The following is a 21,427-nucleotide window of genomic DNA, read 5'->3' as shown; positions in this document are numbered from 1 at the left end:
CATGAAAATAATTGATTTCATTAGGTTAATATTAAGGCATTTGGCACTTTTAATACTTGTGCCATTTACGCTTGCAACTTTAGTTTTATTACTTACCTTAAATCCAAGTTTTGAATATTCATCAAGCACGATGTTATATACAGGTCTTGCCACGGGTTCTTCCATAGAAATGGATAAAACATTTAATTATTTTGCTACTAACATAGCTTTTGATAATTTAATTAACATTATCAATTCCAGAGAAACTCAAGAAGAAGTGGCTGTTAGGTTATTGGCACTTCATTTAATGTTGCCAGAAGCGAACCCTAAGTATATTTCAAAAGAATTGTATGATGAGTTACGGCTAAAAATTCCAAATGATATTTACAATTACATAGAAAAAGGAACAAATAATAATCACATTATTAACAGTGCCGAAGTTGTTTATAATCCACTTCCACCAGAAATAAATAGAAACAATTACGAAAAAACAGTTCAAAATTTATTGAAGTTAATGCGTAGTAGTAGTGATAATTTTATTTATGAGATAATAAATTATGAAGATGATAAGCACTATTCCATTAAAGCATTATCAAGCATAACCGCACAAAGGATTAATAGTAGCGACTTAATAAAAATGAGTTATACTGTTAACGATCCAGGAATTTGCCAACAAACACTTGCTATATATAATGAGATTTGTATAAAAAATTATAAAAATATTAAAGAAAACAGATCGGATGCTGTAGTTAAATACTTTGAAGACCAATTAGCACAAGCCAATAACAGTTTAAAGGAAGCAGAAGATAAATTGTTAGAATTTAATAAAACTCATAAAATTATAAATTATTATGAGCAAAGTAAAGCAGTTGCAGTTGTTAAAGAGGATATGGGTGTTGATTATAACAACAAAAAGGCACAATTGGCTGGTACAGAAGCTTCAACCAAAAGAATAGAAGAAAAGTTAAATATTCAAGAATTCATTCAGAAAGAAACTGGTGAAATTCTTAATAAAAAGAAAATTCTTGGTGAAATTAATTATGAAATTGCATTTAACGAAGCCAGACAAGATTCAAAAACTAATGAATTGGTTATTTCTAGAATAGACCAATTAAATCAGAAAAAAAATAATTTAACTAACGAAATAAAACAAAGTGTTGATAAAATATATAGTTATCAAAATTCCATAGACGGTGTTCCATTATCTAAACTACTTCCAGATTGGATGAATAATGTTGTTGAATCTGAAAATTTGAAAGCAAAAATAGAGGTGATGGACGAGCAAAATAAAAAATTTGAAGACCAATATGCTACCTATGCGCCCGCAGGTTCAACAATTAAAAGGATAGAGCGTGAAATTTCAGTTTCTGAACAAGGGTATTTAGAATTACTTCATGGTTTAAATTTGGCTAAACTTAAATTGCAAGACAACGAACTTTCGGCAAACCTAAAAACCATTGATCCGCCTTTTTATCCATTATCGCCAAACCCTACCAAAAGGTCAATTCTTATAATTGCAGCTGCTTTTATAGGCGGTATTTTAACATTAGGAATTATTTTGGTTATGGAGTATTTTGATGATACCCTTAAAAATTCTATAAAAGCAAGTAAAAAAACAGGTTTTGAAGCTTTAGGAATGATACCTAAAGTGATTTTAGATTCGGGAAACATTGATTTGCGTTTTATTCAAAAAAGATTAATTGAAATTGTAACCCAAAATATTTTACAATTTGTTGGTATCACTAATACTGAGAAAATACCTAAAACCATTATATTTTTTAGCACTCAAAAAATGGAAGGTAAAACCGTTTTAGCAGGTAATATTGCAAAAACCTTAAAAGAAGAAGGTAAAAAAGTAGTACTACTTAATTATGATGAAAAACAAAAAGAATTAAAACAGCAACGAAAATTCCCATTTATAAATAAAATTTTAGGGTATCCAGATCCACGAATTGATATTGATAACTCGTTCTTGAAAGATGTTTCAAGTTATTTGGATGAATTGGAATATTTTTCATACACCACGAATAGTAAATTTTTTGATGCTAAAAACTATACCGACATTTTAGAGCAAAATAATATAACCTTGGATTTTAAACCAGATTTTGTTCTAATAGAAATGCCTGCTATTATTTTTAATAATTATCCTGCCGAATTATTTGTAAATGCAGATTTGAATATTCTTGTTAGTCGTTCTAACCGAGTGTGGTCTGATGCCGACGAAACGGCCATTAGTAATTTAAGAAAAACATGTGGTTCCAAAATAAACATTTTAGTTAATGGTGTTAATATAAATGAGGTTGAATTTGTTTTGGGAGATTTACCTAAAAAAAGAAGCAAGCTTAGAAAAAAAATAAAAGAGATGTTTAAGTTTCAATTTTTCTCTAAAAACCAAATTTAAAAAAAGAATAAATGAAAATGCTCAAAAAAATAGCTCGGGAAGATAACTTCCTGTCATTAACAGGAAACCTAGTTATTGCTATATTGGGCATTGGTGGCTTTGCATTATTGGCAAGAACCCTATCAATACAGGTGTTTGGCGAATGGGTTTTATTTGTTGCCGCTGGATCGTTTGTTGAAATGTTTCGTTTTGGCATTACAAATACAGGATTAATTAGATATTTATCGGGTGCCGATACGGTTTCAAGGGTAAAACTTATAGGTTCAAATGCATTAATAAGTTTAGGTGCTACCATTTTTGTTGCTGTTATTCTTATTGCTTGTAAAATGTTATTTCCAGATGCCATTAGAAATTCAGGTTATAATATTTTCTTTACTTGGTATCCATTACTAGCTTTTTTAAATCTACCTTGGAATATAGCATTAGTTGTATTGCAAGCCGATAGAAAATACGCTCAAATTTTAGCACTAAAATCCATAAATAGTGGTTTCTTTTTTTTAGTGATTCTTATAAATTTTATAATGTTAGATTTAACACTAACACAACTAGTTATTGCCTTACTTATTATTAATGCAATTACATCTTTAATGAGTTTTGTATTGGGGTGGGATGGTATTCTCCTTATACGAAAAGCTAGCAGTGAAACTAACAAAACATTATTACATTTTGGTAAATATACCACATTCACACTAATTGGAACTAACTTATTAAGAAGTGTTGATACATTAATTATAAGTTTAAGCCCATTAGGAAGTGCTGCAGTAGCACTTTACAGCATTCCTTTGAAACTTACCGAATTACAGCAAATACCACTACGTAGTTTTGCTGCAACTGCATTTCCAAAAATGTCAAAGGCCAGTGTTCAAAATAAGATAGAAGAAGTTAAAGACTTGTTTTATAGTTATTCGGGTGCTTTAACCTATCTATTTATTGGTATTAGCATATTCACATTTGTTTTTGCTGAATTTTTTGTGCTACTAATAAGCGGTAGCCAATACCTTGTAACCGATCCCATAACAGGTTTTAACGTGGTTGATATTGTACGTGTTTTTTCAATTTACGGATTATTATTGCCTATTGATAGAATGACAGGTATTGCACTTGATAGTATTAATAAACCAAAAATAAATGCTTTAAAAGTATTTGTTATGGTTATTGCTAATGTAATTGGCGATTTGGTAGCTATTTTTATATTTAAATCCTTAATTCTTGTTGCTATAGCATCCATTTTATTTACCATTTTAGGTATTTGGATGGGCATGTATTTCTTCAATAAAGAAGTGTTAATTTCCTATAAAGAAATATTCAAATCTGGTTTAAAATTTTACTTATCACTTTTCAATAAAATAACTCATAAGCGCTACGAGCGGTTTGTGAAGTTTGAAAACAATATTTAATTATGGGTGAAAGTAATAACATAAACCCTTTTGAAAATTACTCAGGTTCCTTGAATATTTCAAGACCTATTGGTTTAGTGTTGCTTTTAGGTTTAGTTTTTATTGTGGCCGTAATAGTTGCAAAATTACAAATAATTGGTGTTGGTTTAATATTAGCCCTTGTTTTTGGAGGCGTTTACATATATTATCTATTTTGTTTTCCAATTATTGGTTTTTATACAGCCATTGCCTTAAATTTTATACTACTAGGCGTTGGCAGGTATGTAAAAGGTTTACCATTAGGTTTTGGTATTGATGGCATACTTGTGCTTACTTATTTGGCCTTATTTATGAATAAGTTTAGAACACGAATAGATTGGACACCTACCAAAAAAGATATTACTTTATTGGTAATTATATGGTTTGGATATTCGATTTTCCAGTTAGCCAATCCAGAAGCAAGAAGCGTAGCAGCATGGGTTTCAGGTAGAGGTATTGCCTTTTATCCATTCTTATTTGTGCCACTTACCCTCATGTTTATTAACACTCAAAAGAGGTTAGATTATTTCTTTTATGTTTGGGCTTTTTTTTCAATTCTAGGCACGTTAAAAGGCATTATGCAAATGACGATGGGTGTGGATTTTGCAGAACAGGAATGGTTAAATGAAGGTAGTTACAAAACTCATATTTTATTTGGAAAACTAAGAGTGTTTTCATTCTATAGTGATGCCGGACAATTTGGGGCCAACCAAGGATATACAGGAGTTGTATTTTTAATTTACGCCATGTCCCATACAAAATATGCCTCTAAATTATTTTTCATTTTTGTGGGGCTTTTAGGAATTTATGGGATGGTTATTTCTGGAACCCGAGGCGCTTTAAGTGTTCCTATTGCAGGGTTTATGACCTATTTTGTTTTAAGTAAAAACATAAAAGTACTTAGCGTTGGTATTGCATTTTTAGTAATCGTTTTTATTTTTTTTAAATTCACTTCTATAGGGCAAGGAAATGCACAAATTCGAAGAATGCGTACTGCTTTTGACCCTAATGATGCTTCTTTGCAAGTTAGACTTGATAATCAAAAAATCCTTAAAAATTATTTAGCGTCTAGACCATTTGGCGGAGGTATTGGACATGGTGGTACAAAAGCACAAAAATATTTACCTCATGCGTTTTTATCAAATGTAGCAACAGATAGTTGGTATGTTTTAATATGGGTAGAACAAGGAATTATTGGCTTGTTACTGCATTTGGGCATCCTTTTTTATGTGATGGCTAAGGCTAGCCTTATAGTAATGTTTAAAATTAAAGATACCTTTTTAAAATATAAAATTTCAGCTTTAATAGGCGGTATGGCGGGAATTATGGTTGCTTCCTATGGAAATGCTGTTTTAGGGCAAATGCCAACTGCTTTATTAATTTACGCTACCATGGCCATTGTTTTAAATACTGAAGTATTTGAAAAGGAAATTAAAGACAAAGAACTGGAATTAGTCAAATTATAAAATATTAGTTATTAACCAAATCACCAAAACTTAAAAGCCTACATTATGTATTACAGAAATATTAAAGACTTAAACAATATTATACTGCAAAGATTAAGTATAATTCCTCGCGATTTTGATCTTATTGTTGGGGTGCCTCGTAGTGGAATGTTACCCGCAAACTTATTGTCGCTGTATTTAAATAGACCGTATACGGATATAGATTCCTTTTTAAACGGTCATATTTATAAGGCAGGTGCTAGAAGTCAGTTTTTCGATTCAGGTGAGCACAAAAAAGTGTTGGTAGTTGATGATAGTATCGCATCTGGTTCAGCAATGGTTGAATGCAAAGAAAAACTAAAACACTTAGAAGAAAAATTTAATCTTAAGTATTGCGCTATTTTTGTAATTCCTGGAAAAGAGAAAATGGTCGATTATTTTTTCGAAATAGTGCCATTGCCTCGTTATTTCCAATGGAATATATTAAACCATACAACCTTAGAAAAAGCATGTTTTGATATTGACGGCGTATTATGTGCAGACCCTTTACCAGAACAAAATGATGATGGTGAAAAGTACATCGATTTTATACTAAACGCCCCACCTTTATTTATTCCTGGAAGCAAAATAGGTACCATTGTTACATCGCGTTTAGAAAAGTACCGCAAAGAAACCGAAACTTGGTTAGCAGCCAATAATATTAAGTATAACGATTTGGTTATGCTCGACTTACCAGACATGGCTGCCAGACAAAAAGCAAATAATCATGGTGGCCATAAGGCAAAAGCATACATGTCAAAACCCTATGTATTATTTGTTGAGAGTGAATTAAACCAAGCTTTAGAAATTAATAGGCTATCAAAAAAACCAGTGTTGTGTACTGCCAATTTTGAAATGATTTTTGAATCGGAGTCTTTTATGTATAATCTTAAAAGCGGAAAGCACCTTCCTTTGTTAAGAAAAGTTGCTCTAAAAGTAAGAGATAAACTGAAAAAACTTAAGTAATATTTTTTCAATCTGAAAAGAAAATTAATTATAAATAAGTATTATGCAGCTAGTTAATATCATCCAAATCATTTTACTAATTCTTTTAGGGTTAGCAACGCTCTATATTTTTATTTTTTCAATAGCGAGTCTTTTTTACAAACAAAAAAAGTATGTTGATAACGGAAATTTTAAAAAAATTGCAGTACTAATTCCTGGTTACAAAGAAGATGAAGTTATTATAGAAGTCGCAGATCAAGCATTAAAGCAAGACTATCCTTCAAATTTATATGATGTTGTAATTATTGCCGATTCTTTTAAGCAAGAAACATTAAATACGTTAAAAACGTTACCAATAAAACTAATTGAAGTAAGTTTTGAAAAAAGCACCAAATCAAAAGCATTAAATAAAGCTATGGCAGCTCTTGATGGACCCTATGATATTGCAGTAGTTTTAGATGCTGATAACGTAATGGCTGCCGATTTTTTAAAGAAAATAAATGCAGTTTTTGAATATGATTTTATCGCGGTTCAAGGCCATAGAACTGCAAAAAATACCAATAATTCATGGGCTATTCTTGATGCCATTAGTGAAGAAATAAACAATAATATTTTTAGAAAAGGCCATAGGGTATTAGGACTTTCATCGGCAATTATTGGTTCAGGAATGGCTTTTAGATATACTTATTTTAAAAACTTAATGGCTACAGTTACAGCTGTTGGAGGTTTTGATAAAGAAATTGAACTGAAAATGCTTAAGGAAGGTCGGAAAATAGTTTATCTGGATGATGCTGTTGTTTTTGATGAGAAAATACAAAAAGCAGAAGTATTTGGTAATCAACGTCGTAGATGGTTGTCTGCTCAATTTCATTATTTTAGAAAAGATATTTTAAATGCATTAAAAGATCTCATACTTAAAGGTAATGTAGATTATTTTGATAAAGCCATTCAATTTATTCAACCACCAAGAATATTGTTATTAGGCGCTGTAATGTTTTTAAGTATAGTTTTTTTAGTAATAAATTACATGTTTGAAAATCAAATTCCGTATTCAAATTATTGGTTGGTGTTGGCGGTGGCATGTGTTTTATCATTCATTTTTTCCGTTCCATTAACATTTTATAATTTAAAAACACTTAAAGCCTTAGTTAGTTTACCAAAAGGTATGTTTATGATGCTGCTTTCACTTTTAAAAATAAAAGGAGCTAATAAAACATTCATACATACACAACACACATCAAGTTCAAAAAATAATGAGAATTAAATAGAGAAAATCAGTTAATTATCAGTAGAGAAACTAGCCCCAATGTCGAACCAAAAACTAGAAAAATTAGAAGCAATACGCGGATTTAGCGCAATTTATGTGCTACTTTTTCATATGCTTCCACAAAAAATATATCTTTTTGGTATTAATGTAGGGGTGTTTTTTCGGTTTGGGTCAGAGGCCGTTATCCTATTCTTTATCCTAAGTGGTTTTGTTATAAAATATTCATGGGAAAAATCATCCGATAAAACGTTTCGCACTTACTTTTTACACCGATTCGTCAGAATTTATATACCACTTGTATTTATTTTCATATTAGGATATTTAATAAAGTGTTATTCTGAAGAAACGATGGCAAATCCTGAATGGAAAACATTATTAGGCAATATTTTTATGCTTCAAGATGTTATTTCTCAAAAACCAAATGTTGTTTGTGTTACTTATATGGGTAATGGCTTACTTTGGTCTTTATCATATGAATGGTGGTTTTACATGTTGTTTTTCTTTTTGTCAACAAAAATTAACCAATCTAAAATTGATACTTCAGTAAATATTATTATTTGTGTTGCCGCTATATCGTACCTTATTTATCCTTTTATTGTTAACCGATTAGTGATGTATTTTGCTATTTGGTGGATTGGGGTAAAATTTGCCGATATTTATTTAAAAGGCGAAAGCTATTCTTTTAAAGCAATTATGCCTTACGCTTTTGTTTTAGCTTTTATTATTTCAATTCTAGGATTAAATTTTTACCTAAATTTTGCTTTTACAAAAGTTTATACCTATCCGTTGGTGGCTTACCCGTTTATAGAATTAAGGCATTTTATGTTTGCTTTTATGGTGCTTTTTGGTGCGGTTATTTGGTGTAAATGGAAATGGATTGGTTTTAATCTGTTTTTTGGATGGTTTAAATATGTAGCACCCATATCGTATGTAATTTACATTTCACATCAATATTTAGTAGTTGAAGCAACCTATTTAAGCTTTATAAATCATAAAGTAATTGAATACGTACTCTATATTATTTTTATGTTGTTGTTTTCATACCTAATAGAAGTAATAGCTTACAAAGAAATTAAAAAATACATCATGGGTTATTTTTACAATCCAGCTTTAAAAAATCAATTAATATGAAAATCGGGATAGAAGGACAAAGACTTTTTCGCAAAAAGAAGCATGGAATGGATATGGTTGCTTTGGAGTTAATAAGAAACTTGCAAAAAATTGACCATGAAAATGAATATTACATTTTTGTAAAACCAGATGAAGATGATTCGGTTTTAAAAGAAACTCCAAACTTTAAAATTATTAAGTTAGATGGAGGTTCTTATCCTTTATGGGAACAAATAGCACTTCCTAAAGCGGCAAAAAAATACGGTTGCGATATATTGCACTGTACAAGTAATACCGCACCATTTATGTGTGAGATGCCATTAGTTACCATTCTGCACGATATTATTTATATGGAAAGTAGCTATTTAAAAATTTTAAAAAGTAGCGCTTCGCCTTATCAAAAATTCGGAAATGTTTACCGTAAATTAGTAGTTCCTAGAATTGTAAAAAAAAGTGAAAAAGTAATAACGGTTTCACACTTTGAGAAAAACAGAATTGCCGATTTTTTTGGTATGAAAGGGAATAGTAAACTTGATGCTATTTATAATGGTGTGAGTGAACATTTCAAAATTGTAAATGATACGCAAGAACTAAAACGCGTTAAAGAAAAATACAATTTGCCTGATAAATATTTCTTTTTCTTAGGAAACACCGACCCTAAGAAAAACACAAAAGGGACACTAAAAGCATTTTCTGATTTTTTAAAACAATCAAACGCCGATTTCAAGTTAGTGATGCTTGATTATGATGAATCGGAATTAAAAAAACTTTTATCTGAAATAGATGATCCTGAACTTATTAATTCCATTGTTTTAACAGGATATGTAGTAAATACCGATTTGCCTTCAATATATGCACAATGTAGCATTTTTTTATATCCATCTTTACGCGAAAGTTTTGGTATTCCTATGTTAGAAGCTATGGGGTGCGGTGTTCCCGTAATTACATCAAACACCTCGTCTATGCCAGAAATAGCTGAAGATGCAGCTCATATTATAGACCCATTCAAACCTGAAGAAATTACCCAAGGTATTATTAAAATTCTAGAAGATGAAGCGTATAGAACTAGGCTTTGCGAAAAAGGAATAGAACGAAACAAGCGTTTTTCTTGGGGTAATATGGCGAAAGACTATCTTAAGTTGTATAACGTCATACATCAGAAACAAACAACTAAATGATTATGAAAGGAAAAAATATTATTTGTATTTCGCAAACCACATGGGAAGGGGAGTTCACCAAATCTACGGTACAACTGTTGTCTATTTTGGCAGAGAATAATAACGTTTTTTTTGTTGAATATCCATTTACGCTTAAAGATGTAGTAATGTCTGTTTTAGGCAAACAACGTGCACAGGTATCGAGAATGTTGGGGTTTAAAAGTCGAATTAAAAAAATTGAAACACCAAATGGAGCTACAGTAAATCACGTAGTGATGCCACCTGTATTACCTGTTGATTTTTTAAAAAACGAGACGCTTTTCAAATCCTTTTTCAGTGTTAATAGCTTCATTTATAAAAATCAATTAAGAAAAATTATTAAAAAGTTCAATCTTGAAAATCCAATTGTTATTACAGCCTACAACCCAATGTATGGTTTGCCAATGATAGGTCAATTAAAGGAATTGCTTAATGTTTATTACTGCTATGATGGCATGGATACGCAAAGGCATAGATCGAGGATTTTTAATATTGAAAAACAATTTTGCGAAAAAGTTGATGGTATAATAACTACATCCGATTATTTAAATTCTGAAAAAAAGAAATTAAACAAACAAACTTATGTAGTTAAAAATGGCGTAGATTTTAACTTGTTTGTCCCTCATGCAAAGAAAACGATTACTAGTGGAAGCAGTCAAAAAAAGGTGGGATATATAGGTACTTTAGATTTTAGGTTTGATATCGATATTATGGAGTACGCAGTTAAAGAGCTACCTCATATCATTTTTGAATTTACGGGCTATTTATTAAACCAAAATATAAAGGAACGCTTGTCTAAATATGAGAATGTATCCTTTTTTGGTTCTGTTAAACCTAATGAAGTTCCAGAATTATTATCTAATTACGATTTGGGAATTATTCCCTACAAAATGGATGAAGTAAACAAAAATATATATCCATTAAAAATAAACGAATATTTAGCTGTTGGTGTTCCGGTGGTAATGACAGCTTTCGCAGATTTAACAGATTTTAAAGCAATGGCAAAATCAGCTCACACCAAAACACTTTTTAAGGAATTTATTGAAAGTGAATTGAAAAATGATACCGATAGTTTAATTCAAGAACGCATAGCCTTTGCAAAGCAAAATTCATGGGAAGGTAGAGCCAAGGAGTTTGAAAGTATTTTAGAAAATTTTGTTTCCAAAAAACAAAAATTATAACCTCAATAAGAAAATTCAAAAATTAAGAAGCATGATTACATTAAAAATTTTATTCTGGGTTTTATTATTTATTATCGTTTACACTTACGTAGGTTACGGTATTTTACTATTTCTTATTATAAAAATTAGAAGGTTTTTTAAAATTGGAAACAAGGTAAAAACGAATGCATTGTATGAGCCAGAAGTTACTTTGTTTATTGCGGCCTATAATGAAAAGGATTATGTTGAAGCCAAAATGAAAAACACCTTAGAACTTGAATATCCTAAAGAAAAACTAAATATTGTTTGGGTTACAGATGGCTCTGATGATGGTACGCCTCATTTATTAAAAGGATACCCTAATACTACAGTCTATCATTTAGATGAGCGCAACGGAAAAATTGGTGCTATGAATAGAGGTATGGCGTTTGTTAAAACCCCAATTGTAATTTTTAGCGATGCGAATACCAATTTAGGAAAGGAATCTATAAGACGTATTGTAAATTTATTTGGAAACCCAAAAGTTGGCTGTGTTTCAGGTGAAAAACGAATTGTAAATAAGGAAAGTGACGTCGCTTCTGGGGCTGGTGAAGGCTTATATTGGAAATATGAATCGGCTTTAAAAAAATGGGATGCCGAATTGTATTCCGTTGTAGGAGCTGCTGGCGAACTGTTTGCTATTAGAACAGAACTGTATCGACATGTTGAAAAAGATACTTTACTTGACGATTTTATCATTTCCTTGCGCGTTGCTCAAGATGGTTATACCATTCAATACGATCCAGAAGCATATGCTATTGAAACGGCCTCTGCAAATGTAAAAGAGGAGCTAAAACGTAAAATTAGAATTTCGGCGGGTGGTATTCAATCTATAGTAAGATTACGTTCATTACTAAACGTTTTTAAATACGGCACTTTATCATTTCAATACATTTCACACCGTGTTTTACGTTGGAGTTTAACACCTTTGTGTCTTGTTTTATTAATTCCTATATTATTCACTCTTGCTATTCATGATCGCTTATTTACTTTTACCTTATATCCCATCCTATTTTGGTTACAACTTCTTTTTTATGCCTCGGCACTATTAGGTTGGTTTTTAGAGAATAAAGAAACACGCATTAAAATATTGTTTATCCCATATTACTTTTTTATTATGAATTTGTCGGTTGTTTTAGGCTTTTTCCGTTACTTGAAAAAATCTCAATCTGTTAATTGGGAACGCGCCAAAAGAGCACAATAATTACTATTAAATTTGAAGATTTCAATCAATAAACCGTCTATGTAACTAGGTTTTTTTTGTTTTTATTAACTAAATGTTGACTTGTGATAAAAAAAATAAAATATTTACTATTACTCTTAGTTGTATTACTTTTAGCAGTGTCACTTACAATTTATTTAGTTAGAGAACCTTCTTATAACATTCAAACTAATGGAAAATTATATATTGTAAATAAGCGAAGTAGAGATGTAACAGTGTTTGATTTGATGAAAGGCGAAAAATTAACTAACGTCCCAATTGATATTGAATCGCATGCAGCAACACCAGTTAGAAACCAAGGCTGCGTAGTTATTCCAAATTATAACACTAATGAAAATAAGGTGCAAAGCTTGGTAATAATAAATGCAAAAACTGATAAACTTGATAAAACAATTGTGTTTGAAGAAGGTTTGGCTTTGGACGGAATTATTGCGCATAATGAATCCAATAAAGTGCTTGTGGTTAGCCGTATAAATAATAAGTTATTTGTTGTGGATATTGAAAATAATGCAGTTGAAAAATCAATTTCTACAGAACAAGAAATAGGACATATTCCTGTACTTCATCCTCATAAACCTATCGCATACGTTACAAATACCAAATCGGGTTCGGTGAGTGTTATAGATTTAAAACTAAACAAAGTTATTAAAATTATTCCTTGCGGATTTGGAACGCAAGGTATCGACATTACTCCAGATGGTTCGGAATTATGGGTAACTAATACCATGCAAAATTCGATGGTTATTATTAATACAATAAGCAATCAAATTATAAAAACCATAAAAACAGGAAGAGAGTCTATAAAGCTTAAATTTTCTAAAGATGGTAAGTATTGTTTTGTAGTTAATTCTCGAGACGGAACTATCTCAATTTATAATCAAAAATCCAGAAAAAAAATCAAAACAATTCAACTTCATGGTAAAACAACAATACTTCAAAGATTACTATATCATACACCACGTCCTGTTAATATTTTAATGCACCCAAACGGCTTATATGCATTTGTTTCTAACTCTAATGCCTGTAAAGTTGAAATAATAGATATGAAAACCTTAACTATTGTTAGCACTATTAAAACTGGAAATGTACCTGAAGGATTGGCGTTGGTAGAATAATAATTACAGCGTTACGATTATCCGCCGATGGTAATCATACTCCTATTGTTATTATGTAATTTAGGTTCTTGAAGTTTTTCAAGCGTATCCATACCACCACGTATTTTAAATTTTGCTTGAACAGCTTTTTGAATAATGGTTTCAATTGGTTTTCCAGCTCGAAGTGTGGTTAATAAATCGGATTCTGTTGAAGAAAATAAACAGTTTTTTATTTGCCCGTTTGCAGTTAAGCGTAGCCTATTACAAGAATCGCAAAAAGGATTAGTAACAGAACTGATGATAGCAAAACTGCCTTTGTAGCCTTTAATTTTGTAATTTTTAGACGTGTCGTTTGGTGCATCTTGCAAACGTTCAATTTGTGCTTCAGTAAAGTTGGTGTTTACTTGTTGCATTACTTCAGCATAAGAAACCATTTTACTTTTGTCCCATTTGTTGCCATCAAAAGGCATAAATTCTATAAATCGAACCGAGATAGGTAGGTTTTTAGTTAAATTGATAAAATCGTTAATTTCATTATCATTAAAGCCATTCATTAAAACCACATTTAGTTTTACTTTAAAACCTTCATTTACTAATAATAAGATGTTGTTATAAACTTTCTGAAATTCATCTCTGCGTGTAATATGCTTAAATTTTTCTCTATCTAAAGAATCTAAACTAACGTTTATTTTTTTTATACCATTTACCTTTAAAACAGCAATAAATTTATCAATTATCACGGCGTTAGAAGTAATTGAAAGTTCCACAGGAAGTGTTGCTAATTTTTCTAAAATAATTGGAATATCTTTTCTAACTAATGGTTCACCACCAGTTAGTCTTATTTTAGTAACACCATGTTTTACAAAGGTTTTTGCAATTTCAAAAATTTCTTCGTAAGTCATTAAATGACTTTTAGGTGATAGTTGTACGCCTTCTTCTGGCATACAATATGAACATCGTAAATTACAACGTTCAATTAACGAAATACGCAAATAGGCATGATTTCTACCGTGTAAATCTTGTAGTATATTTTGATTATTAATCATTTTATAATTTAATTATCAATAACTTAGTCATGTCTAGCACCTTTCAATATCCCGAAAACATGTAAAACTGATGGAAAAATAGCGTCCATAGATTCTTTTGCACCATTTGTTGAACCAGGTAATGCTAAAACTAAACTGTTTTTTATGGTTCCAGCAACACTTCTAGATAGCATAGCATAAGGAGTTCTATCTTGCCCATAGCGTCTAATAGCTTCTTCTATACCAGCAATACGTCTGTCTAACAAAGGTATAAGTGCTTCTGGTGTTACATCGCGTGCTGAAAGTCCTGTGCCACCTGTATAAATAATTAAATCGATGCCTTGAGATTGGTAATTTTTAGCTTTTTCTTGAATAACAGCTTTTTCATCAGGAATTACTATGTATTCTGAAATTTTTACACCATTAGTTTCTAGTTTCTCAATAATGGCTTTACCAGCTTTATCTTCTTTATGTCCTGCTGAAATAGTATCGCTACAAACTATAACGGCAGCAGTTAAATCGCTTCTAAAACGGTCTTTAAAATCAGATTTTCCACCTTTTTTATTTAGAAGTTTTATATGATGAATCTCAATGCCTTTGTCAATAGGTTTAAGCATATCGTACATGTTTAAAGCAACTACACTTGCACCATGCATTGCTTCAACTTCAACTCCAGTTTTGTAAATGGTTTTTACCGTGAAAAGAATGGTTATTTCCAATCCGTTTATGTCATATTCAACACTTGTAAATTCTATAGGTAATGGATGGCAGTCGGGTAAAATATCAGGTGTACGCTTCACACCTAATAAACCTGCGGCTTTACTCATAGCCAAAACATTTCCTTTTGGAACGGTATCGTTTTTTATAGCTTCAATAGTTTCCGGTTTACTCACTTTTATAATGGCTTGAGCAACAGCGGTTCTTAAGGTTGTACTTTTATGTGTGATATCTACCATTTTGGATTTATTATTTTCTATTAATTATTGATTATTTGTGCTTGCTGTTTTTCGTGAAGCCATAAAGATTGCTGTTAATTCGGCAGATTCTTTCATTAAAAATTCAATTTTTTCTTTTTCTATAAGATTTTCATCAGATATGAATTCTAACCAAAAATTAGATTCATCTACTTCTTCAATTACGATGCTTATTTTTGCAATGAAACTAGCTTTTGATTGTACAATACATGTAGCTCGATAATTAGCCGCTACTGAAGTAGAACATCTAATTAATTGCCCCTTTATGTGATTAGCTAAATAGCTGTTTGGCAATAAGCTTGTAATCTTAATGCAATTGTGAGCAAATAGTTTAGTTCGTTTCTTTAATGCTTCCTTCATAATAATCAATAATAATTAATCAATAGTCAATTATTTACTTTCCATTGATGTGAATCGTCTTCAAAAATCTCTTTTCCAAAAACAGGTACATGTGCTTTTATTTCTTCAACTATAAATTCTAATGCTTCAAAAACTATTTTTCGTCTTGGAGAAGAAACAAAAACAAAAAGACAAATTTCACCAGTTTTTACCATGCCTAGACTATGATAAATATGCATACAAGTAAGTTCAAATTTTTCAAAAGCAGATTCTCTAATTTCATTAAATTTTACATTAGCCATTTCCTCATAAGCTGTGTATTCAATAGCAGAAATTTTTTTTCCATTAATTTCATCAGCTCTAACTTGCCCTAAAAAAATATTATGAGCACCAATACTGGTTTTAGTTTGGTGTTTTGCTATCGATTCTCCTATAAATTCTGAAGAAATGGCACCTTGTATAAATACGTTCTTTGGTTTTTTATCTTGCATGATTTGAAACGTTTTGTTGTTTGTTTATATATTTTAAGATTTCTGAAGCACCTTCTTTTATGCTGAAACAGTTTTGCATGTTCGCGTTTTTTAATATTGTAACAGCCTGTTTACTTCGTATTCCAGATTGGCAAAAAATCATTTTATCTTTATTAGAATCAATTTTTAACAAGCTATCTTTCAATGCATTTAGCGGAATAGAAGTAGCATTTAAACAAGTTACTTTTGGTTGTTCATGTACTTCTCGAACGTCTATAAATTGAACATTTTCTTTATTGAAAACTTCTTCTATTGAAACCTCTTCAATTCTAATTTCGCATAAGATGGAAATTTTATTATTGTGAAAGCTTTCTTTTGAAAGAGTGCTGAAATTTTTATCAAATTTATTAATCTTTAAGGTTGAAGTTTGAGTTGTTAACGCATTATAACAAAGTAATTTTCCTGAAAGCACATTGCCAATTCCTAAAATAATTTTTAAAACCTCGTTGGCTTGCATATTACCAATAATACCAGGTAAAACTCCTAAAACACCTATTTCTGAACAGTTTTGTACGCTATGTTTTTCTGGTGAATTAGGAAATAAGCAGCGATAACTTGGTCCGTTTTGGTAATTGAAAACAGAAACTTGTCCTTCAAATTTATAAATAGCCCCAAAAACCAATGGTTTGTTGGTAATTATACACGCATCGTTTACTAGATAACGGGTTTCAAAATTATCAGAGCCATCAACAATAATATCGTATTTATTGAATAACGCTATGGCGTTTTGATGGGTTAATTTTTCAGGATATGCAATTAGTACGATGTCTTCATTTAAATCTTGTAAACGCTCTTTTGCAGCAATAGCCTTATTTTTTCCTAAAGATGAAGAACCAAACAGAACTTGACGCTGCAAATTAGATTTTTCAACCACATCAAAATCGATAATACCAAGCGTACCAACACCAGCAGCTGTAAGGTATTGCAAAACTGGACAACCCAAACCGCCAGCACCAATAACCAAAACTTTGGCTTTGGAAATCTTATCTTGACCGATTTGACCAATTTCCGATAAAATAATATGTCTGTTATATCTTTCCATAATTATCCGCCAGCAAAAGGAGGCAATAAAGCTATTTCTTGTCCTGTTATTTCATCTTCAAACGATACCAATACTTGATTTTGAGCTACTTGAAAATTTTTAGTTTTTAAGATTGGGTATTTTGAATTTAAAAACTCTAAAAGTTGAGCAATTGAGTTTTTAGAAAATTCAACTACTTCTTCTTGGCAATTTGTAACTTCAGCTATAAGTCCAAAATATTTTATTGTAATTGTCATTTTATAATAGCTTTTAAATCGTTTTTTGTGTTAATATTTTTTATAAAGCAAGCATCGGCTTCATGTAACGTCACGTTTTTTACTTGGCATGTATTTACTACAACTTGTAATTTGCGTTCACCTTTTTTTAATAATTTCAAAAAAGTTTCTTCACAAGATTTCTTATATAATGCGATTAATGGCATTGTTTTACCGTCACTTTCAATTTGAATAACTTCAGAAACATCATCAATAGCATTTATTAATTTTTTTAAAATTTCAGAAGAAATTAAAGGAATATCACAACTTAAAATGATGTTGTATTCTGTTTTTGATTCATTTAAACCGGAATAAATACCAGCAACTGGACCAGCATTTTCAATACTATCTTCAACCCGTTTTAGTTTAAAAACATCATAATTGGCGTTGTTTGAAACAATAATAATTTCAGAAACTAACGGCTTTAAAGCATTAATACTATGTTGAATAAATGGTTTGTTTTCAAATAATAAAAAGCCTTTATCTGTTCCCATGCGGCTACTTTTTCCGCCAGAAAGAATAATACCTGTTATGTTTTTTTTGTTCATCATATTAAGTGAAAAATAATTTGAAACATGCAATTGCCAATACAAAGGCTAAAATGTATTGTAAATTGGTATTATTAATTTTTTTACTTCCGAAGTAACCACCTAAAATACCGCCAATTAGCGCAACGGCTACTAAAATAAATGTATCAATTTCTAGAGTGATGCCGTTACTAAATTGACCAACAAGTCCTGCAGCAGAATTTACCCAAATAAATAATGCTGAAACCGCTGCAGCTTCCTTCATGTTTCCCCAATGCAACATTAAAATAATGGGTGTTAAAATAATACCGCCACCAATACCAATAAGTCCTGAAAAGAACCCAATAATACCACCAATTGCAAGACCTTGCCAAAGTGTAACCTTTTTTATGTTTTTAGGTTCTTTTCCAAAAACATTTAGCATTTTTAAAATGGCAAACATTAATAGAATGGCTAGTATTTTTTTGTAGATAGAAGCATCAACTTCAATGGTTCCACCAAAAAAAGCGAGTGGAATGGATGCGATTGCAAATGATAGAAATAGCTTTTTATTAAAATAACCTTCTTTATAATAATAGTAAAATGAAATGCCCGCAACAAACAAATTAAGCAATAAGGCAGTGGGTTTCATTTTTTCTGGTGCAAATGAAAATAATGCCATTAATGCTAAATAACCACTTGCGCCACCATGACCAACACTTGCATATAGAAAGGCAACTACGGGTAAAATTAGTAAAAAGAGATATATATTTTCGGTTTGAAGCATATTATAAATCGGCTAATTTGTTTAATTGTTCATCTAAAAAATCCCAGCAATTTTGGTTTATTTCATCAAAGGATTTAATTAGTAATTTACCATAATCGGTCAATTCTGCACCTCCGCCACCTTTACCACCAATACTATTAATTGTAACAGGGTTTTTGGCAGATTTGTTAACCGAATCAATCAAATCCCACGCTTTTTTATATGAAATATTTAATGATTTTGCTGCTTTTGATAGCGAACCCATTTCATCAATCGCTTTCAGTAAATGCACTCTGCCTTCACCAAGAAGTACATGGTTATTGTATTCAATCCAAATTCGGCTTTTAATTTTATAGTTCATAGTTACAGAATTAAACGGGCAATAATATAGTATCTACCAAATCGCCAATTTCAATATTTGATTGTGTTTCGTCCATAAAAATAAAGGCGTTGGCTACAGCAAAGGTTTGTTGCATTGCAGAACTTTGTCCTTCTAATATTTGCACATTACCATTATCATATATGGCTTTTAAAAATTGTGGTCTGTCGCCAGATTTAATGAATTTTGATGAGGAAGTTGCTTTTGTTTTTGGTAATTCAAAAACAGTATTATCCATTAGTTTTTGTAAAGCAATGTAAACATACATGTAAAAGCAGGTTAGGGCAGCTGCAGGATTTCCTGGTAAAGCAAAAACATGGGTATTGTTTTTTGTGCCAAAAAATAAGGGTTTTCCTGGTTTTTGTTTCACTTTATAAAAATGCTCTTTAACCTTCAGTTCAGTTAGTGCTTTTCCAACAAAATCGTAATCGCCAACAGAAATTCCTCCAGAAATAAGCACCAAATCGGTAGAATTGATGACGTTGTTTAGTTTTGAAACGGTTTCAATATAATCATCTTCAATTTTATGAATAGAAACATCGTAAAACTTCAAACTGTAAAGCGCACTTAAAAGCATTTTTGAGTTGCTCTCATATATTTGACCGTATTCTAATTCAGTTTCTGCTTTAACCAATTCATTTCCTGTTGTTACAATAGCTATAGAAGGTTTTTTAAAAACCGAAACGTTTTTAATACCCAATGAACTTAAATACCCAATGGCTGCGGGCGTTAATTTTGTTCCTTTTGCTAAAGCCAATTCACCTTTTTTAACTTGTTCGCCTTCAGGACGAATGTTGGTGTTTTTATTTATTTTATTTTGAAGCGTTATTATATTTCCGTTTACTTCAACTTTTTCTTGCATTATAACAGCATCGGCAGTATTTGGAACTGCTGCGCCAGTAAAAATTCTGACAGCATCACCTTTTTTTAGAGTAAGTTGCTTATTATCACCTGCTTTAATTTCGTCAATCAAATTATAAACTAAAGAGTCATGTAAATGAAGTGCATAGCCATCCATAGCCGATTGTCTAAAAGGTGGCATGTTAATAGGTGATAATACAGCTTTAAAAAGTTTGTAACCGCCTGCTTTTTCAACAGGCTTAGTTGTTTCTGTTAAAAGCGGTTTTGTTTCTTTTTTTACTAGTATAATGGCTTCTTCTATGGAAATCATTTAAAAATATCGTTATGTTTTAGCAAATATAACGAATTGTTAGATATGTATATATAAAAATACGTATTTTTTAGTCTTAATTAAGTATTAATACTTATATTTGTAAAACTAAAGCATATTTTAATACCTTTAATGGAAACACAAGTACTTAATACTAACAAAACAAAACTTAGTGCAAGAACACGATCTGGTATTACTTGTGACGCATGCCTTAACCAGAATTGTATTATAAAAAAAGGATTGTTAGGTTTATCTGATTCAGATTTAGTTAAGGAAAAAAATGATATCCGTTGCAAAAAAGGGCAACAATTCATTATAGAAGGTGCGCCAGTTAATGGCTTGTTCTTTATTCTTAAAGGAAAAGTAAAAGTTTTTAGAACAGGAATAAATGGACGTGAGCAAATTGTCCGTTTTGCCAAGGATGGTGAAATAATTGGACATCGTGGGTTTGGTACTGAGGAGTATTATTCAATTGGTGCTGTAGCATTAGAAGATACCGTACTATGCTATTTTTCTAAAGATATTTTACAAGACACACTGCGTAAAAATCCTGAGTTTACTTATAATATGATGCTTTTTTATGCCAATGAATTAAACCGTAGCGAATCGAAAGTGAAATCAATTTCTCAAATGACCGTTAGAGAACGTGTTGTAGATACTTTATTATATATAAACAGAAAATTTGGCGAATTAAAAGGATTTCTGGATATAACACTTAGCCGAAAAGAGTATGCTGATTACGCAGGTACTACCGAAGAACAGGTAATACGTATTTTTTCAGCTTTAAAGAAAGAAAAATTGATTTCTGCAAAAGGCAAAAAAATTGGTATTACCAATATTGATTTACTTAAAAAAGAAATTAGCGAACACAACTTCTACTTAGATAGCTAGTTTTTTTATTTAATTACTTAATTTTTATTCATATTTCTTCATTTTTTTTATTTCAATACGTAAGCTTACGTATCTATTTTATGGTTTTTAAATATCACTAATTCAGCTTTTTATGTAGTTTTCATGTTTTTTAACAGGTTTTTTAATGTTGAAAAAAGAGGTTTTTACATGTGTAATATCATTGATTAAAATCTAATGTACTTATATATTTGTTGAAAAAATAAGTATTAATACTTAA

The 21,427-nt window shown here is 30.8% G+C and carries 21 protein-coding genes; 11 read left to right on the top strand and 10 right to left on the bottom strand.

All coding sequences use genetic code 11. From position 1 onward, the window contains the following. Window position 1 precedes the first annotated feature (1 nt). The 10 genes from ACFQ1R_RS02350 (at window position 2) to ACFQ1R_RS02305 (ending at window position 13,333) form a co-directional block, all read left to right on the top strand. The gene (locus ACFQ1R_RS02350) at window positions 2-2,380 is read left to right on the top strand and encodes an exopolysaccharide transport family protein (protein WP_379924504.1); all 2,379 of its coding nucleotides are present in this window, start codon (window positions 2-4) and stop codon (window positions 2,378-2,380) included. 11 nt (window positions 2,381-2,391) lie between these two features. Further along, the gene (locus ACFQ1R_RS02345; protein ID WP_379924503.1) at window positions 2,392-3,777 is read left to right on the top strand and encodes a lipopolysaccharide biosynthesis protein; all 1,386 of its coding nucleotides are present in this window, start codon (window positions 2,392-2,394) and stop codon (window positions 3,775-3,777) included. Between the two features lie 2 nt (window positions 3,778-3,779). Further along, window positions 3,780-5,261 carry an O-antigen ligase family protein gene (locus tag ACFQ1R_RS02340; RefSeq protein WP_379924502.1) on the top strand — a complete coding sequence of 494 codons (1,482 nt, stop codon included), beginning with the start codon at window positions 3,780-3,782 and terminating at the stop codon, window positions 5,259-5,261. 45 nt (window positions 5,262-5,306) lie between these two features. Further along, complete coding sequence (locus ACFQ1R_RS02335) at window positions 5,307-6,245, top strand: phosphoribosyltransferase family protein (RefSeq protein WP_379924501.1); 939 nt, start codon at window positions 5,307-5,309, stop codon at window positions 6,243-6,245. 43 nt (window positions 6,246-6,288) lie between these two features. Beyond that, the gene (locus ACFQ1R_RS02330; RefSeq protein ID WP_379924500.1) at window positions 6,289-7,488 is read left to right on the top strand and encodes a glycosyltransferase; all 1,200 of its coding nucleotides are present in this window, start codon (window positions 6,289-6,291) and stop codon (window positions 7,486-7,488) included. Window positions 7,489-7,530: 42 nt separating this feature from the next. Then, on the top strand, window positions 7,531-8,622 hold the full coding sequence (locus tag ACFQ1R_RS02325; RefSeq protein ID WP_379924499.1) for an acyltransferase family protein: 1,092 nt from the start codon (window positions 7,531-7,533) through the stop codon (window positions 8,620-8,622). Then, window positions 8,619-9,779: a glycosyltransferase family 4 protein gene (locus ACFQ1R_RS02320; RefSeq protein ID WP_379924498.1), complete on the top strand. Its 1,161-nt coding sequence runs from the start codon at window positions 8,619-8,621 to the stop codon at window positions 9,777-9,779. Before ACFQ1R_RS02325 ends, ACFQ1R_RS02320 begins: the two co-directional genes overlap by 4 nt. A gap of 2 nt (window positions 9,780-9,781) precedes the next feature. Further along, window positions 9,782-10,978, top strand: coding sequence for a glycosyltransferase (locus tag ACFQ1R_RS02315; protein WP_379924497.1), 1,197 nt, complete (start codon window positions 9,782-9,784; stop codon window positions 10,976-10,978). A 31-nt stretch (window positions 10,979-11,009) separates the two neighbouring features. Continuing rightward, window positions 11,010-12,200, top strand: coding sequence for a glycosyltransferase family 2 protein (locus ACFQ1R_RS02310; protein ID WP_379924496.1), 1,191 nt, complete (start codon window positions 11,010-11,012; stop codon window positions 12,198-12,200). A gap of 83 nt (window positions 12,201-12,283) precedes the next feature. Then, entirely contained in the window at window positions 12,284-13,333 is a 1,050-nt protein-coding gene (locus tag ACFQ1R_RS02305) for a YncE family protein (protein ID WP_379924495.1), read from the top strand. A gap of 17 nt (window positions 13,334-13,350) precedes the next feature. Here the strand turns inward: ACFQ1R_RS02305 and moaA are convergent, their stop codons facing one another. From moaA to ACFQ1R_RS02255, 10 genes are read right to left on the bottom strand one after another with little or no spacing between them, the layout of a single operon-like run. Further along, complete coding sequence (gene moaA / locus ACFQ1R_RS02300) at window positions 13,351-14,358, bottom strand: GTP 3',8-cyclase MoaA (RefSeq protein ID WP_379924494.1); 1,008 nt, start codon at window positions 14,356-14,358, stop codon at window positions 13,351-13,353. 23 nt (window positions 14,359-14,381) lie between these two features. Next, window positions 14,382-15,314 (bottom strand): bifunctional molybdenum cofactor biosynthesis protein MoaC/MoaB, encoded by a 933-nt coding sequence (moaCB, locus tag ACFQ1R_RS02295; protein WP_379926295.1) that lies wholly within the window; start codon window positions 15,312-15,314, stop codon window positions 14,382-14,384. A gap of 3 nt (window positions 15,315-15,317) precedes the next feature. Next, window positions 15,318-15,671 carry a four helix bundle protein gene (locus ACFQ1R_RS02290; RefSeq protein ID WP_379924493.1) on the bottom strand — a complete coding sequence of 118 codons (354 nt, stop codon included), beginning with the start codon at window positions 15,669-15,671 and terminating at the stop codon, window positions 15,318-15,320. Between the two features lie 26 nt (window positions 15,672-15,697). Further along, window positions 15,698-16,141, bottom strand: coding sequence for a molybdenum cofactor biosynthesis protein MoaE (locus tag ACFQ1R_RS02285; RefSeq protein ID WP_379924492.1), 444 nt, complete (start codon window positions 16,139-16,141; stop codon window positions 15,698-15,700). Beyond that, window positions 16,131-17,222, bottom strand: a complete 1,092-nt coding sequence (moeB, locus tag ACFQ1R_RS02280; protein WP_379924491.1) for a molybdopterin-synthase adenylyltransferase MoeB — start codon at window positions 17,220-17,222, stop codon at window positions 16,131-16,133. The genes ACFQ1R_RS02285 and moeB overlap by 11 nt, the downstream gene beginning before the upstream one ends. 2 nt (window positions 17,223-17,224) lie before the next feature. Next, the gene (locus ACFQ1R_RS02275) at window positions 17,225-17,458 is read right to left on the bottom strand and encodes a MoaD/ThiS family protein (RefSeq protein WP_379924490.1); all 234 of its coding nucleotides are present in this window, start codon (window positions 17,456-17,458) and stop codon (window positions 17,225-17,227) included. Further along, window positions 17,455-18,027 carry a molybdenum cofactor guanylyltransferase gene (gene mobA / locus ACFQ1R_RS02270; protein ID WP_379924489.1) on the bottom strand — a complete coding sequence of 191 codons (573 nt, stop codon included), beginning with the start codon at window positions 18,025-18,027 and terminating at the stop codon, window positions 17,455-17,457. Before mobA ends, ACFQ1R_RS02275 begins: the two co-directional genes overlap by 4 nt. 1 nt (window position 18,028) lies before the next feature. After that, complete coding sequence (locus ACFQ1R_RS02265; RefSeq protein ID WP_379924488.1) at window positions 18,029-18,769, bottom strand: sulfite exporter TauE/SafE family protein; 741 nt, start codon at window positions 18,767-18,769, stop codon at window positions 18,029-18,031. Window position 18,770: 1 nt separating this feature from the next. Further along, window positions 18,771-19,109: a winged helix-turn-helix domain-containing protein gene (locus tag ACFQ1R_RS02260; protein ID WP_379924487.1), complete on the bottom strand. Its 339-nt coding sequence runs from the start codon at window positions 19,107-19,109 to the stop codon at window positions 18,771-18,773. Between the two features lie 10 nt (window positions 19,110-19,119). Beyond that, the gene (locus ACFQ1R_RS02255; RefSeq protein WP_379924486.1) at window positions 19,120-20,298 is read right to left on the bottom strand and encodes a molybdopterin molybdotransferase MoeA; all 1,179 of its coding nucleotides are present in this window, start codon (window positions 20,296-20,298) and stop codon (window positions 19,120-19,122) included. A 132-nt stretch (window positions 20,299-20,430) separates the two neighbouring features. On the opposite strand from ACFQ1R_RS02255, the gene ACFQ1R_RS02250 reads away from it, so the two are divergent. Continuing rightward, entirely contained in the window at window positions 20,431-21,189 is a 759-nt protein-coding gene (locus tag ACFQ1R_RS02250) for a Crp/Fnr family transcriptional regulator (protein ID WP_379924485.1), read from the top strand. The last annotated feature ends 238 nt before the right edge of the window (window positions 21,190-21,427 follow it).

It is taken from the genome of Mariniflexile jejuense (assembly GCF_042675665.1).
GTDB lineage: Bacteria > Bacteroidota > Bacteroidia > Flavobacteriales > Flavobacteriaceae > Mariniflexile > Mariniflexile jejuense.
This window is presented reverse-complemented; position numbering and strand designations above follow the sequence as displayed.